Source organism: Pseudomonas sp. HD57-3, from assembly GCF_056113135.1.
In genome coordinates, this window is sequence record NZ_CM148568.1 from 4,341,203 (window position 1) to 4,356,601 (window position 15,399).

At 59.6% G+C, this 15,399-nt stretch carries 13 protein-coding genes; 4 read left to right on the top strand and 9 right to left on the bottom strand.

Going from position 1 to position 15,399, the window contains the following annotated elements; genetic code table 11:
* Window positions 1-14: 14 nt before the first annotated feature.
* The 6 genes from cysG to AC0R79_RS19625 form a co-directional block, all read right to left on the bottom strand.
* Window positions 15-1,409: a siroheme synthase CysG gene (gene cysG, locus AC0R79_RS19600; protein WP_127798710.1), complete on the bottom strand. Its 1,395-nt coding sequence runs from the start codon at window positions 1,407-1,409 to the stop codon at window positions 15-17.
* Window positions 1,410-2,690, bottom strand: a complete 1,281-nt coding sequence (serS, locus tag AC0R79_RS19605; protein WP_007958190.1) for a serine--tRNA ligase — start codon at window positions 2,688-2,690, stop codon at window positions 1,410-1,412.
* A gap of 15 nt (window positions 2,691-2,705) precedes the next feature.
* The gene (gene crcB, locus AC0R79_RS19610; protein ID WP_007958188.1) at window positions 2,706-3,080 is read right to left on the bottom strand and encodes a fluoride efflux transporter CrcB; all 375 of its coding nucleotides are present in this window, start codon (window positions 3,078-3,080) and stop codon (window positions 2,706-2,708) included.
* On the bottom strand, window positions 3,080-4,402 hold the full coding sequence (locus AC0R79_RS19615) for a replication-associated recombination protein A (RefSeq protein WP_007958186.1): 1,323 nt from the start codon (window positions 4,400-4,402) through the stop codon (window positions 3,080-3,082). The genes crcB and AC0R79_RS19615 overlap by 1 nt, the downstream gene beginning before the upstream one ends.
* A gap of 24 nt (window positions 4,403-4,426) precedes the next feature.
* Complete coding sequence (gene lolA, locus AC0R79_RS19620; protein WP_007958184.1) at window positions 4,427-5,047, bottom strand: outer membrane lipoprotein periplasmic chaperone LolA; 621 nt, start codon at window positions 5,045-5,047, stop codon at window positions 4,427-4,429.
* 78 nt (window positions 5,048-5,125) lie between these two features.
* Window positions 5,126-7,534 carry a DNA translocase FtsK gene (locus tag AC0R79_RS19625; RefSeq protein WP_045121862.1) on the bottom strand — a complete coding sequence of 803 codons (2,409 nt, stop codon included), beginning with the start codon at window positions 7,532-7,534 and terminating at the stop codon, window positions 5,126-5,128.
* Between the two features lie 521 nt (window positions 7,535-8,055).
* Between AC0R79_RS19625 and aat the strand changes: the two genes are divergently transcribed.
* The 3 genes from aat to infA all read left to right on the top strand — a co-directional run bounded on the left by aat (window position 8,056) and on the right by infA (window position 9,833).
* A complete protein-coding gene (gene aat, locus AC0R79_RS19630; protein ID WP_127798712.1) occupies window positions 8,056-8,736 on the top strand; it encodes a leucyl/phenylalanyl-tRNA--protein transferase in 681 nt (226 codons plus the stop codon).
* 58 nt (window positions 8,737-8,794) lie between these two features.
* The gene (locus AC0R79_RS19635; RefSeq protein WP_007958178.1) at window positions 8,795-9,502 is read left to right on the top strand and encodes an arginyltransferase; all 708 of its coding nucleotides are present in this window, start codon (window positions 8,795-8,797) and stop codon (window positions 9,500-9,502) included.
* 112 nt (window positions 9,503-9,614) lie between these two features.
* Window positions 9,615-9,833, top strand: coding sequence for a translation initiation factor IF-1 (gene infA, locus AC0R79_RS19640; RefSeq protein ID WP_002553999.1), 219 nt, complete (start codon window positions 9,615-9,617; stop codon window positions 9,831-9,833).
* 779 nt (window positions 9,834-10,612) lie between these two features.
* Here infA and clpA read toward each other — a convergent pair.
* Window positions 10,613-12,883 carry an ATP-dependent Clp protease ATP-binding subunit ClpA gene (clpA, locus tag AC0R79_RS19645; RefSeq protein ID WP_007951436.1) on the bottom strand — a complete coding sequence of 757 codons (2,271 nt, stop codon included), beginning with the start codon at window positions 12,881-12,883 and terminating at the stop codon, window positions 10,613-10,615.
* A gap of 30 nt (window positions 12,884-12,913) precedes the next feature.
* A complete protein-coding gene (gene clpS / locus AC0R79_RS19650) occupies window positions 12,914-13,297 on the bottom strand; it encodes an ATP-dependent Clp protease adapter ClpS (RefSeq protein ID WP_011334948.1) in 384 nt (127 codons plus the stop codon).
* A gap of 224 nt (window positions 13,298-13,521) precedes the next feature.
* On the opposite strand from clpS, the gene AC0R79_RS19655 reads away from it, so the two are divergent.
* Complete coding sequence (locus AC0R79_RS19655; protein WP_127798714.1) at window positions 13,522-13,803, top strand: cold shock domain-containing protein; 282 nt, start codon at window positions 13,522-13,524, stop codon at window positions 13,801-13,803.
* Window positions 13,804-13,882: 79 nt separating this feature from the next.
* On the opposite strand, the gene icd is transcribed toward AC0R79_RS19655, so the two are convergent.
* The gene (icd, locus tag AC0R79_RS19660; protein WP_007951441.1) at window positions 13,883-15,139 is read right to left on the bottom strand and encodes an NADP-dependent isocitrate dehydrogenase; all 1,257 of its coding nucleotides are present in this window, start codon (window positions 15,137-15,139) and stop codon (window positions 13,883-13,885) included.
* Between the last annotated feature and the right edge of the window lie 260 nt (window positions 15,140-15,399).

A 15,399-nucleotide genomic window follows, 5' to 3' on the forward strand; every position in this document is an offset into this window, starting at 1 on the left:
TCCCTTCAGAGTCGTCAGATCTGACCCTGGGCGCCCTCGAACCACGCCAGTTTCTCGCGCAGTTGCACCACTTCGCCGACGATCACCAGCGTCGGCGCATGCACTTCATGCTCCGCCACCAGACGCGGCAGGTCGGCCAGCGTGCCGGTGAAGACCCGCTGATTGACCGTGGTGCCCTGCTGGATCAGCGCTGCCGGGGTTTCGGCCGCACGACCATGCTTGATCAACTGCTCGCAGATGACCGGCAACCCCACCAGGCCCATGTAGAACACTAGCGTCTGCGCCGGCGCGACGAGGTCGGCCCACGGCAGATCGGTGGAACCGTCCTTCAAGTGCCCGGTGACGAAACGCACCGACTGCGCGTAATCGCGATGAGTCAGGGGAATCCCGGCATACGCCGCGCAACCGCTGGCCGCCGTGATGCCCGGCACCACCTGGAACGGGATGCCATGGGCCGCCAGCTCCTCGATCTCTTCGCCGCCACGGCCGAAGATGAACGGATCCCCGCCCTTCAACCGCACCACACGCTTGCCGGCCTTGGCCAGATCCACCAGTTGCTGGTTGATCTGATCCTGCGGCACGGCGTGATCGGCGCGACGCTTGCCGACGTAGACCCGCTCGGCATCGCGACGGCACAGCTCAAGAATCGCCGGAGCCACCAAGCGGTCGTACAGCACCACGTCGGCTTGCTGCATCAGGCGCAAGGCGCGGAAGGTCAGCAGATCCGGATCGCCCGGTCCTGCGCCCACCAGATACACCTCGCCAGTGGTAACACTCGCTTCGCCGTCGATTTTTGCCTGCAACAGACGCTCGGCCTCGGCGCCCTGCCCAGCCAGTTGGCGATCGGCAATCGGCCCCTGGAACACGTCTTCCCAAAAACCGCGACGTTGCTGCACATCGGGAAACAGGCCTTTGACCTGATCGCGAAACCGCGCGGCCAGCCCGGCCAGATGGCCGTAGGTCGAAGGAATCCAGGTTTCGATCTTGGCGCGGATCAGCCGGGCCAGCACCGGCGCATCGCCACCGCTGGAAACCGCGATGATCAGCGGTGAACGATCGACGATTGCCGGGAAAATCACGCTGCACAGCGCCGGCGCATCGACCACATTGACCGGCACGCAGCGCCGATGGGCATCGGCGGAGACCTGCGCGTTCAACGCTTCGTCGTCGGTGGCGGCAATGATCAGCCCGCAACCGTCCAGATCCGTTTCGGCGTAGCCACGCAGCAGGCATTCGCCACCGCTGGCGGCGACCAGTTCGCGCAGTTGCGCTTCGATTTCAGGTGCGACCACCCGCAGCAGCGCACCGGCATCGGCCAGCAGGCGGGACTTGCGCAAGGCAATCTCCCCCCCACCGACGACCAACACACGACTGCCGCGCAGGTTGTGAAACAGCGGCAGATATTTCATTTAGCCGATGACCTCAAGGCCACCCATGTACGGCTTCAGCACGTCCGGCACGCGGATCGAACCGTCGGCCTGCTGGTAGTTTTCCAGCACGGCAACCAAGGTACGACCGACCGCCAGACCGGAACCGTTCAGGGTGTGCACCAGCTCAGGCTTGCCGGTTTCCGGGTTGCGGAAACGCGCCTGCATGCGGCGGGCCTGGAAGTCGCCGCAGTTGGAGCACGACGAGATTTCACGGTATTTGTCCTGGCTCGGAATCCACACTTCCAGGTCGTAAGTCTTGACTGCGCTGAAGCCCATGTCGCCGGTGCACAGTGCCAGAGTGCGGTAAGGCAGCTCCAGCAGTTGCAGGACTTTCTCGGCATTGGCGGTCAGGCCTTCCAGCGCTTCCATCGACTTCGACGGCTCGACGATCTGGACCATTTCAACCTTGTCGAACTGGTGCTGGCGGATCATGCCGCGAGTGTCACGACCCGACGCGCCGGCTTCGCTGCGGAAGCACGGAGTGTGGGCGACGAACTTGATCGGCAGCTGCTTCGAATCGACGATTTCACCGGCCACGATGTTGGTCAGCGACACTTCGGCGGTCGGGATCAGGTACAGATCGGCTTCGCCTTCGCGAGCGATCTTGAACAGGTCTTCTTCGAACTTCGGCAGTTGACCGGTACCTTGCAGCGCCGGGGCCTGAACCAGATAAGGCGTGTAGGCCTCTTCGTAGCCATGTTCGGTGACGTGCAGGTTGATCATGAACTGCGCCAGTGCGCGGTGCAGACGGGCAATCGGGCCACGCAGCAGGGCAAAACGTGCGCCGGACAGCTTGGCGGCGGTTTCGAAGTCGAGCCAGCCGAACTTCTCGCCCAGGGCCACGTGGTCCTGAACCGGGAAATCGAAAGCCGTCGGGGTGCCCCAGCGACGGACTTCGACGTTGCCGTCTTCGTCTTCGCCGACCGGCACTGATTCGTGCGGCAGGTTCGGGATGCCCAGCAGGATCGAGTCCAGTTCGGTCTGGATCGCGTCCAGCTCGACTTTACCGGCGCTCAGTTCGCCCGCCATGCGCTCGACGTCCGCCATCAGCGGCGCGATGTCTTCGCCGCGCTGCTTGGCCTGACCGATGGATTTGGAACGCGCGTTACGCTCAGCCTGCAGTGCTTCGGTGCGGGTCTGGACGGTCTTGCGCTGTTCTTCCAGCGCTTCGATGCGCGCGACATCCAGGGCAAAGCCACGGGAAGCCAGGCGGTCCGCTACGTCCTGAAGGTTGCTACGTAACAGTTTGGAATCGAGCATGTCGGTTTCTCGTTATCAAAGTTTGGTCAGGGACAGGCCGGCCCAGGTCGCGAGCAGCCCGCCGAATACGCTGATCGCCGCATAGCCCAGGGCCAGCGGCACTTGCCCGCTTTCCAGCAGGCGCACCGTATCCAGTGAAAAGGATGAAAAAGTCGTCAGCCCCCCGAGGAAGCCGACCATCAACCCGGCACGTACCTCGATCGGTACTTCCGGGCGTATCAAAAACAGGCCGTACAACACGCCAATCAGCAGACAGCCCACGATATTAACGGCCAGCGTCGCGGTATAGAAGTGCCGCGGCCAATTGGCGTTGACCCAATTGCCGGTGGCGAAGCGCAACAAGGTGCCGGCAATCCCGCCGACGGAGACTGCAACGATCAATGGAACCACTATTTTCTCCGCTGCCGGGGGCTTAAACGATCAAGTTGGGCGAGGTGGTTGAGCTTTTCGCCGATCTTCAACTCCAGGCCGCGCGGCACCGGTTGGTAGAACGGAATCGGGTCGAGTTCTTCCGGGAAATAGTCTTCGCCGGCCGCGTAGGCGTCCGGTTCGTCGTGGGCGTAACGGTATTCGTCGCCGTAGCCCAATTGCTTCATCAATTTGGTCGGCGCATTGCGCAGGTGCAGCGGCACCTCCAGCGAGCCGTGTTCGGCGGCGGCTCGCAGTGCGGTCTTGAAGCCCATGTACACCGCGTTGCTTTTCGGCGCACACGCCAGATAGGTGATGGCCTGCGCCACTGCCAACTCACCTTCCGGGCTGCCGAGACGTTCCTGCACTTCCCACGCGGCCAGGCACAGGCTCAGTGCGCGCGGGTCGGCGTTGCCGATGTCTTCACTGGCCATGCGCACCACGCGCCGAGCCAGGTACAGCGGATCGCAGCCGCCGTCGATCATTCGCGCAAACCAGTACAGCGCGCCGTCCGGATTGGAGCCGCGCACCGATTTGTGCAGCGCGGAAATCTGGTCGTAGAACGCTTCGCCGCCCTTGTCGAAACGCCGGCGAGTATCGCCGAGCAGGCTTTGCAGCAGCTCGGTGCCCATCTCGCTGTTGTCTTCGGCCAGGTCCGAGGCGTTTTCCAGCAGGTTCAGCAGGCGCCGGCCATCACCGTCGGCGGCGGACAGCAGCATCTGGAAGCCTTCATCGCTGAGGGTCAGATGTCGCTTGCCCAGACCACGCTCTTCAGTGAGCGCGCGGTGCACCAGTTTGCGCAACGCCGCCTCGTCGAGGCTCTTGAGTACGTAGACCCGCGCCCGCGACAGCAATGCGTTGTTCAGTTCGAAAGAAGGGTTTTCAGTGGTGGCGCCAATGAAGATCAGCGTACCGTCCTCAACGTAGGGTAGAAACGCATCCTGTTGAGACTTGTTGAAGCGGTGAACCTCATCGACAAACAGGATCGTGCGCTTGCCGTACTGGCCGGCCTGCTGCTTGGCGATTTCCACCGCCTGACGGATCTCCTTGACCCCGGCCAAGACGGCCGAGACCGTTTCGAAGTGCGCATCCGAGACTTCCGCCAGCAACCGCGCCAGGGTGGTTTTGCCCACGCCCGGCGGGCCCCAGAAGATCATCGAGTGCAGGGCACCCTGCTCCAGCGCTTCGCGCAAAGGCTTGCCGCGAGCGAGCACGTGTTCCTGACCGACGTACTCATCCAGATTGGTCGCCCGCAAACGGGCGGCCAGTGGCTGGGCAATCGGTGCACTGCGAAACAGATCCATCACGTACCGTTGAAACCTCTGTGTTTATTCCTGGATCACGTCGGCACCCTTCGGGATGTCGAACTTGAACTTCGATGCCGGGACCGCTTCGTTGGCCTTCACACCGGTAAACAGAATGTTGGTGCGCTGGCCGACGCTGTCGATCAGTTGCATGTCATTGACCAGACCGTTGCGGAACGACAGGCGCAGGCTGTCGAACAGGGTGTCCTTGGTTTTCGGCTTCAGGGTGAAGTCGATCACGCCGCCCGCCTCTTTCGCGCTGATGTCGAAGCTCTGGCTGATCTTCGAAACGTCGCCGGACAGCAACAGGGCTGGAGTCTGGGTCAGACGCTCATCGAGTTTCTTGATGGTGGCCTGTTCCAGATCCGGGTCCCACAGGGTGACTTTCTTGCCGTCGGACACCATGGTCTGCTCGGCTGGCGCATTGGTGTGCCAGTAGAACAGGCCCGGACGCTGCAGGGTCATGTCGCCGGTGGTTTCCTGCAACTGGGTGCCGCTGCCGTCGAGGGTCAGCTGGGAAAAATTGGCAGTCAGGGTCTTGGATGTTTCGAGCAATTGGGTCAGGCGAGCCACATCCTTGTCATCGGCGTGAGCCGTGAGGGTGGTCAGAGCCAGTACCGGCAGCAACATGCGGATAAGACGCATGGGAGTCCTCTTGAATACTCGTGGGAAAGTGGACGGCGCTTCATGCACCGTCCATTGCATTTGGATCAGGGTATCGAATCAGTCGCGTACCGGGCCAGGGGCCAGGACTTCGCGGGAACCGTTGGTGTTCATCGACGTCACGACCCCGGCCATTTCCATGGCTTCGATCATGCGCGCGGCACGGTTGTAGCCGATCTTCAGCTTGCGCTGTACAGCGGAGATGGAGGCGCGACGGCTTTCCAGCACGAACTGCACGGCTTCGTCGTACAGCGCGTCGGCTTCCGGATCGTCGCCGTCACCACCGCCGCTGCTGCCTTCGAAACCACTGCCCGCCTCTTCGACACCATTGAGGATGTCGTCGTTGTATTCCGGTGCGCCGCGCAGTTTCCAGGCTTCCACCACCCGGTGAACTTCATCGTCGGACACGAAGGCGCCGTGAACCCGGATCGGCAGGCTGGTGCCCGGCGGCATGTAGAGCATGTCACCGTGGCCGAGCAGTTGTTCGGCGCCGCCCTGGTCGATGATGGTCCGGGAGTCGATCTTGCTCGATACCTGGAACGCCATCCGCGTCGGGATGTTGGCCTTGATCAGACCGGTGATCACGTCCACCGACGGCCGCTGGGTCGCGAGAATCAGGTGGATACCGGCCGCACGCGCCTTCTGGGCGATACGGGCGATCAGTTCTTCTACCTTCTTGCCGACGATCATCATCATGTCGGCGAATTCGTCCACGACCACGACGATGGTCGGCAGCTTCTGCAGCAGCGGTGCTTCGTCGTGGATGCTTTCGCGTTTGTACAGCGGATCGCTCAGCGGCTCGCCGGCGTCTTGGGCTTCCTTGACCTTGGCGTTGAAGCCGGACAGGTTTCGTACACCCATCTTCGCCATCAGCTTGTAGCGACGCTCCATCTCGGCCACGCTCCAGCGCAGGGCGTTGGCGGCGTCTTTCATGTCGGTCACGACCGGGCACAGCAGGTGCGGAATGCCTTCGTAGATCGACAGCTCGAGCATTTTCGGGTCGATCATGATCAGCTTGGCGTCATCCGGGCCGGACTTGAACAGGATCGACAGGATCATCGCGTTCACGCCCACCGACTTACCGGAACCGGTGGTACCGGCCACCAGCAGGTGCGGCATCTTTGCCAGGTCGGTGATGACCGGCTTGCCGCCGATGTCGTGGCCCAGGGCCAGGGTGACCGGCGATTTGAAGTTGTCGTACTCAGGCGTCGACAGCACTTCGGAGAAGCGCACGATCTGCCGGTCTTCGTTGGGAATCTCGATACCGACCGTAGTCTTGCCCGGAATCACTTCGACCACCCGTACGCTGGTCACGGCCAGCGAACGTGCAAGGTCTTTCGCCAGGTTGGCGATACGGCTGACCTTCACACCTGCAGCAGGCTGGATTTCGTAACGGGTAATGACCGGACCGGGGTGAATCGAATCCACGGTGACTTCGACGCCGAATTCCTTGAGCTTGATCTCCAGCAAGTGGCCGACCGCCGCCAGGGATTCGGGCGAATAATTGAGTTGTTTCTTTTCCGCAGGATCGAGGATCGAGATCGGCGGCAAGGTGCCTTCCACGGCGCTGTCGACGAACAACGGCACCTGCTTCTCTTTCTGCACGCGCTTGCTTGGCTCCGGCGCCTTGACCGGGGCCGGCGCGATGACCGGCGGTACCTGTTTCTCGCGCTCGGACATGTGCTTGCTCAGAGCCTGTTCGCGCTCGATCAGACGCTCCTTGACCTTGGCCTGCTCGCGCTTGTCGGTGACCGTCGGTGCAACCACGTCATGCACGCGATCGTCGACTTCACGCAGTTGCGCGACCAGTTGCTTGCGCTCGGTACGCGCCGACCACCAGCGGTTGACCGCGCCCTGGAACAGTTCGAACAGGTCGAGGGTGATCTTGCCGGTGATGTCCATCACCTTGAACCACGACAGGTCGGTGAACACCGTCAGGCCGAACAAGAACAGTGCGATGAACAACAACGTGCTGCCCTGAATGTTCAGAGCATTGCGGGCCAGATCACCAAGGCTTTCACCCAGCGCACCACCGGCGCCAGCCGGCAGACCGGTGGCGGCATGAAAATGAATGTGTGCCAGCGCCGCGCCGGACAACACCAGGAACACCAGACCGATCAGGCGCCAGGAAAACAGCCAGCCGCTCCACTGCCACGGCTCGTGACGCTGACGGAAGATCTGATACGCCTTGATCGCCAGCAGCAACGGGAAGATGTAGGCGAAGTAACCCAGCACCATGAACAGGATGTCGGCGCTGTAGGAACCGGCCGGGCCGCCGAAGTTCTGCACGTCGTCGATCTTGCTGTTGTGGCTCCAGCCCGGATCGTCCTTGCCGTAGGTCAGCAACGCCATCATCAGGAACAGGCACAAGGCGCCGATGGCGATCAATGCACCTTCCTTGAGCCGGTAGTGCAACTGTTGGCGCCAGAGCGGAACGACTGTTTTTGGTGCTTCCGTGGATTTCTTCAAAACGCTTCTTTTCCTGCGCCAGAGGCGCGTCCATCTATTGAATGACGATAAAAACTGCCCAATCCAGGCAGGTAAAAAAATTGACGGGCGCAACGGAGACTACTTTTAACACTGCGCCCCGCCTTTTATAAACACGGCACGCGGCGAATATTCTGTAACAGCCCGGCATTGTACGGGTTTGCGCGTTCGATGCCATGCTTCCAGGCCCCAGGTTCAAGCATAGCCAAACGCACAACACCCGGCGTTCAATTTGAGCATGCATTACCTTTTGTGACAAAGGCTTATGAGGTGTATTTGATGAACGTAGCGAAGCATTTGCGCCTCATCTCCCCTGAGTGCCACACATTGGCATCGACAACCTTGCCCGCACCGGTGCAACGCCCGATTACGACCGCATCCGGATGCTCAAGTTGCAGCTACGCAAAAGCCGCACTGCAACGGAGGACATTCGCGTCATTTCCCGGCACACTTTACCGCGGGCCCAGCGCCCACCGCCCTCCCCTTCTGCAAGCCTGGACGCCATGCTGACTTGGTTACAACGCAATTCACTGACTTTCCCGCCACTGGAAAAGGCCATGCGCGATCCCAACGGATTGCTGGCGGCCGGAGGCGACCTGTCCGCCGATCGCTTGATCCAGGCTTATCGTCACGGCTGCTTTCCATGGTTTTCCGAAGGTCAGCCGATTCTCTGGTGGTCGCCGGATCCGCGCACCGTGCTTTTTCCCGACGAACTGCACGTCTCGCGCAGCCTCGGCAAATTGATGCGCAAACAGCGTTATCAAGTGACCTTCGATCAGGATTTCGACGCCGTAATCCACGCCTGCGCCGCTCCCCGGGAATACGCCGACGGCACCTGGATCACCGAAGCGATGCAGGACGCCTATATCGAACTGCATCGACGTGGCTTTGCCCATTCGGTGGAAGTCTGGGATGAGGGCGAACTGGTCGGCGGCCTGTACGGCCTGGCGATGGGGCAGCTGTTCTTCGGCGAGTCGATGTTCAGCCGTGCGGACAACGCATCCAAGTACGGTTTTGCGACGCTGGTGCAACATCTGAAAGAAGCGGGTTTCGTATTGATAGACTGCCAGATGCCTACCGACCACCTCCACAGCCTCGGCGCCCGTGCCATTTCACGGCAGACATTCGCCGACTATCTGGCCCGACACCTCGATCAACCCCATCATGCGACCTGGGTTTGCTGAGCGACTTTTGCGCGCGTGGCTTACACTTAATTCACCAGCTTACCCTTGAGGGTTGATCATGACCGAGTTGGCGCGGTTGAAGTTTTATGCCACTCAGCCTCACTCTTGCAGTTATCTGCCCGAGGAACAGGCGACGACCCTGTTTCTCGATCCGAGCCAGCCCATGGATGTGCATGTCTACGCAGACCTGTCAGAAATGGGCTTTCGTCGCAGCGGCGATCACCTGTACCGCCCGCATTGCCAGAACTGCAATGCCTGCGTGCCTGCGCGCATTCCGGTGGCGCAGTTCAACCCCAACCGTCAGCAGAAACGCATTTTCAAGCGCAACATCGATTTGCAGGTGCGCCCGGTCAAGCCGGCGTTCAGCGAAGAGTACTTCGACCTCTACCAGCGCTACATCGAACAGCGCCACGCGGATGGCGACATGTACCCGCCAAGCCGCGATCAATTCTCGACCTTTCTGGTACGCGACCTGCCCTTCTCACGCTTCTACGAGTTCCGGCTCGACGGACGGTTGCTGGCAGTTGCCGTGACCGATCTGCTGCCCAACGGCCTGTCGGCGGTCTACACCTTTTACGAACCGCAGGAAGAACGCCGCAGCCTCGGGCGCTACGCGATCCTCTGGCAAATCGCCGAAGCCCAGCGCCTGGGGCTTGAGGCGGTGTACCTGGGTTACTGGATCAAAAACTGCAAAAAGATGAACTACAAGACCCAATATCGGCCTATCGAACTGCTGATCAATCAGCGCTGGGTCATCCTGAACTAAACGCAAACCCTAAACCCCTTGGCGTAAACCCCATTTTTCGGGCACAATGCACGCCGCTTTTGCCTGGCGCAGTTGCACCGGGCCATTCATTGGATACCGAGGGCTTTACTGCATGTCGAAAGAAGACAGCTTCGAAATGGAAGGCACTGTCGTCGACACCCTGCCCAACACCATGTTTCGTGTGGAGTTGGAAAATGGGCACGTCGTAACCGCGCATATTTCCGGCAAGATGCGCAAGAACTACATTCGTATTCTTACCGGTGACAAAGTGCGCGTCGAGCTGACGCCCTATGACTTGAGCAAAGGGCGTATTACTTACCGCGCTCGCTAATCAAGTCAATACAAGACGCCCGGCTTAATGCCGGGCGTTTTTGTGTGTGCGTGTTTTTTGGGTTTGGGTGTATATCCGTTGCTGCGGTAACGGCTTCTTAGGGTTCCGCCCTTACGGCGGGTCACTTTTTCCAAACGCCGAAAAAGTAACCAAAAAGGCTGAGCCCCGGCGTACGGCACTTCGCTTAGGCTCAGTGTTCCCTCGCTACGGTGTCCACCAGGGGGCATCGCCTACGGTTTGCTTCGCTGCACCTCCTCTCGATGTATGCGGCTTCGCCGCACGGCGCTACGCGCCTACCCCCTGATGGACACCTCCGCTCGGCCTGCCGAAGGGGCAAAAAATCAAAAGCCAGAGCCAAAGCAAAAACCAAGTTAAAAGCCCCGCTCCTCCCCACTCACCACAATGAGCGTTAGCTCGAGTACCGCTTCTGATCGCAGTGCCCGTCGGCAGGCTGAGTGGAGGGATTGATCCGGGGGTGGGAGCGCAGCGACCGTTTGGCGAAGCCAAACACATCGAGAGGAGGTGCAGCGAAGCAAACCGTAGGCGATGCCCCCGGATCAATCCCGGAGCGAAGGAACCCGAGCCACAGCGAGGGCCGTACGTCAGGGTAAAGCCTTTTTGGTTACTTTTTCGGCGTTTGGAAAAAGTGACCCGCCGTAAGGGCGGAACCCTAAGAAGCCGTTACAGCAGCAACGGATATACAAACAAAACCCGAGGAAACACCCAAAACAAAAAAAGGCGCCCGAAGGCGCCTTTTCGCTTTACAGCCAAGCCAGCCGTCAGGCCATTTCTGCAGTGGTCTCGAAGTCAAACGTCAACTCACCATCCTTGATGTCGATGTGAACCACACCGCCATGCTCGGCCAGCTCACCAAACAGAATCTCCTCCGCCAGCGGACGCTTGATCTTGTCCTGGATCAGACGCGCCATCGGACGAGCGCCCATGGCCGAATCGTAACCACCGGCCGCCAGCCAGCTGCGCGCCGCGTCCGTAACTTCCAGAAGCACACGCTTGTCTTCCAGCTGCGCCTGAAGCTCGGTAAGGAACTTGTCCACCACGCTCTTGATGACCTCATGACTGAGGCGACCAAACTGAATGATGGTATCCAGACGGTTGCGGAATTCCGGCGTGAAACTCTTCTTGATCACTTCCATCGCATCGGACGAGTGGTCCTGATGGGTGAAACCGATCGAAGCACGCGCCGCCGTTTCAGCACCGGCGTTGGTGGTCATGATCACGATCACATTGCGGAAGTCCGCCTTGCGCCCGTTGTTGTCGGTCAGCGTGCCGTGGTCCATCACCTGCAGCAGCAGGTTGAAGACTTCCGGATGCGCCTTCTCGATTTCATCGAGCAGCAATACGCAATGCGGTTGCTTGGTGATCGCTTCGGTCAGCAGACCGCCCTGGTCGAAACCGACATAACCCGGAGGCGCACCGATCAGACGCGATACGGTGTGGCGCTCCATGTACTCGGACATGTCGAAGCGCACCAGTTCGATCCCCAACGCCTTGGCCAATTGACGCGCGGCTTCGGTTTTACCGACACCGGTCGGCCCTGCGAACAGGAACGAACCGACAGGTTTGTCAGGCGACTTGAGACCGGCACGGGACAGTTTGATCGCAGTCGACAGCGAATCGATCGCCGCGTCCTGACCGAACACCGTCAGCTTCAGGTCACGCTCGAGGTTACGCAGCAGTTCCTTGTCGGAGCTGGTGACGTGCTTCGGCGGAATCCGCGCGATTTTCGCAACGATGTCCTCAACCTCAGGCACTTCGATGCGTTTCACACGCTTCTCGACCGGCTGCAGACGCTGGTAGGCGCCCGCCTCGTCGATCACGTCGATGGCCTTGTCCGGCATGTGCCGGTCATTGATGTAGCGCGAAGCCAGTTCCGCAGCGGCGCGTAGCGACTCGTCGCTGTATTCGATGTTGTGGTGCTGTTCAAAGCGCCCTTTCAGGCCACGCAGGATACCGATGGTGTCTTCCACCGACGGTTCGACGACATCGACCTTCTGGAAGCGACGCGCCAGGGCACGGTCTTTTTCGAAGATGCCACGGAATTCCTGGAACGTGGTCGAGCCGATGCAGCGAATGTCGCCAGACGACAGCAGCGGTTTGAGCAGGTTCGAGGCATCCATCACGCCACCGGACGCAGCACCCGCACCGATGATGGTGTGAATCTCGTCGATGAACAGGATCGCCTGCGGACGTTTTTTCAGTTCGTTGAGCAGCGCCTTGAAGCGCTTCTCAAAGTCACCGCGATACTTGGTGCCCGCGAGCAGAGCGCCCAGATCAAGGGAATAAACGACGCTGTTGGCCAGCAGGTCCGGCACCTGGTTGTCGACAATACGCTTGGCCAGGCCTTCAGCAATCGCGGTTTTACCCACGCCAGCCTCGCCTACCAGCAGCGGGTTGTTCTTGCGACGGCGCGCGAGAATCTGCGCGACCCGCTCGACTTCCGTTTCACGCCCGACCAGCGGATCGATCCGACCCTGGCGTGCGAGTTCGTTGAGGTTGCTGGCATAAGCGTCCAGCGGATTGCCTGAAGAAGAAGACTCACCGCCCTCGTCGTCCTGCATATCTTGTTCACCTTCAGAGTGATCGCCATGCCCCGGCACTTTGGAAATGCCGTGGGCGATATAGTTGACGACATCAATGCGTGCAACGCTCTGCTGTTTCAGCAGGAACACCGCCTGACTCTCTTGCTCACTGAAGATTGCAACCAGCACGTTGGCGCCGGTCACTTCGCGTTTGCCCGAGCTCTGCACATGAAAGACAGCACGTTGCAGCACACGCTGGAAGCCCAGGGTTGGCTGGGTTTCGCGATCCTCGTCATGGACGGGGATCAGTGGCGTGGTGGAGTCGATGAACTCCTGCAGGTCGTGCTTGAGTTTGTCGAGGTTTGCGCCGCAGGCACGCAATACGGTGGCGGCAGCCTCATTGTCCAATAGGGCCAGCAGCAGGTGTTCGACGGTCATGAACTCATGACGTTTCGAACGTGCCTCCTTGAAGGCAAGATTGAGGGTGACTTCGAGCTCGCGGTTTAACATAGCTTCACCTCATACCCAAGTGGTCGGCGATTAACCGTCCTTCTCGATTTCACAGAGTAGCGGATGCTGGCTTTCCCTGGCGTACTGGTTGACCTGCATGGCCTTTGTCTCGGCGATGTCGCGGGTAAACACTCCACATACTGCCCGCCCTTCTGTGTGGACGGCCAGCATGACCTTGGTCGCCAGCTCGCGATTCAGGTTAAAAAACACCTCGAGCACTTCGACGACGAAATCCATCGGTGTGTAGTCATCATTAAACAAAACCACCTTGTACATCGGCGGCGCCTGTAACGCAGGCTTTGCTTCCTGAACAGCAACGCCTGCCGAATCGTCGTCGTGCTCCTGTGGAAGATCCTTTTGGAGAAGCGGGCGATCCTGATTGAATGTTAGTCGAATCTGGCTGATTGCATGCATGGAAAGAAAGGTTCGTCAGTTGTGCAAATACAGTGATGGGGGCGGCTTGACACGTTTTCAACTCCGACTGCCCGGTCACCTTGACTATCGGGAAAACGGTGTTACAACCAATAGAACCCACAGTGGGGAAAAAAGATCCGCGGAGTCAATCTTTTTAACGGATTCGACTGCGGATGAATTGGATGATACTCCAGCGATGGAGACTGTTGCAGAGGGATTTGAGCATGGCTGTCGGCAAGGTGAAATGGTTCAATAATTCCAAGGGGTTCGGTTTCATCAACACCGACTCCCGCGAGGGGAAGGACGAGGACGGCAAGGAAATTGATTTCTTTGCCCACTATTCCGCCATTGAAATGGACGGATACAAAACCCTCAAAGCCGGGCAAATCGTCAAATTCGAGATCGTACAAGGCCCCAAAGGCCTGCACGCCACAAAAATTCAGAATGTCGAAGCCGCAAAAGATGCCGCCTCGGCAGCCGCTCAGCACCAGTCAGTGACCAGCTGAAGCAACCCGAACACCTGCCAGAAAACAAACCGCCCGGCTTGATGACTCGAGCCGGGCGGTTTCGTTGCAGCTGCCGTTCTTACATGTGCTTGATCAGCGCTTCACCGAAGCCCGAGGAAGACACCAGTGTGGCGCCTTCCATCAGACGTTCGAAGTCGTAGGTCACGGTCTTGGCCTTGATGGCGCCATTGGTGCCCTTGATGATCAGGTCGGCCGCTTCGGTCCAGCCCAGGTGACGCAGCATCATTTCCGCCGACAGAATCACCGAGCCCGGGTTAACCTGGTCCTTGCCGGCATATTTCGGCGCAGTACCGTGGGTCGCCTCGAACATGGCCACGGTGTCGGACAGGTTGGCACCCGGCGCGATACCGATACCGCCCACTTCCGCCGCCAGGGCGTCGGACAGGTAGTCACCGTTGAGGTTGAGGGTGGCGATCACGTCGTATTCGGCCGGACGCAGCAGGATCTGCTGGAGCATGGCGTCGGCGATGGCGTCCTTGACGACGACTTCGCGGCCGGTTTTCGGGTTCTTGAACTTCATCCATGGGCCGCCATCGAGCAGCTCGGCGCCGAATTCTTCCTTCGCCACCTCGTAGCCCCAGTCCTTGAAAGCACCTTCGGTGAATTTCATGATGTTGCCCTTGTGCACGATGGTCAGCGACTTGCGGTCGTTGTCCACCACGTATTGCAGGGCCTTGCGCACCAGACGCTTGGTGCCTTCTTTCGAAACCGGCTTGATGCCGATGCCGCAGTCCTGGTCGAAACGGATCTTGGTGACGCCCATTTCTTCTTTCAGGAACTTGATGACCTTGGTGGCTTCAGGGGAGCCGGCTTTCCATTCGATACCGGCATAAATGTCTTCGGAGTTCTCGCGGAAGATCACCATGTCGACGTCGCCGGGCTTTTTCACCGGGCTCGGTACGCCTTCGAACCACACCACAGGGCGCAGGCAGACATAGAGATCGAGCTGTTGGCGCAGGGCAACGTTGAGAGAGCGGATGCCGCCACCGACGGGAGTGGTCAGCGGGCCCTTGATGGAAACCACGTAATCCTTGACCGCGTCCAGGGTTTCCTGGGGCAGCCAGGTGTCCTGGTCATAAACCTGAGTTGCTTTTTCGCCAGCATAAACCTCCATCCAGGAAATCTTGCGCTTGCCCCCGTAGGCTTTTTCTACGGCAGCATCAACCACTTTGATCATCACAGGGCTGACGTCGACGCCAATGCCGTCACCTTCGATGAAGGGAATGATCGGGTTATCAGGGACATTGAGAGAATGGTCTGCGTTGACGGTGATTTTGTCGCCGACGGCTGGAACCTGAATCTTCTTGTAACCCATGCTGAACTCCATTGTTTGGATTGAACATCTGGCTTGGTTCGAGCGTAACCCAGTTGAATCAACACGCAAACCCTCTGTTCCGGGCGCGGCCACATCTCGTTTCGTACAAGCCTGAAAGCAAAGGGAAAAGCGCCAATCTCAAGCATTCACGGCGACTCTACGCCCCACCCCGCCCTGCGACCTTTAGACCAATGGACGAGAATCGTTGCATATGAACCATCGGCAGATTGCCAGCTACCTATGTATAATGCCGCCCGCTG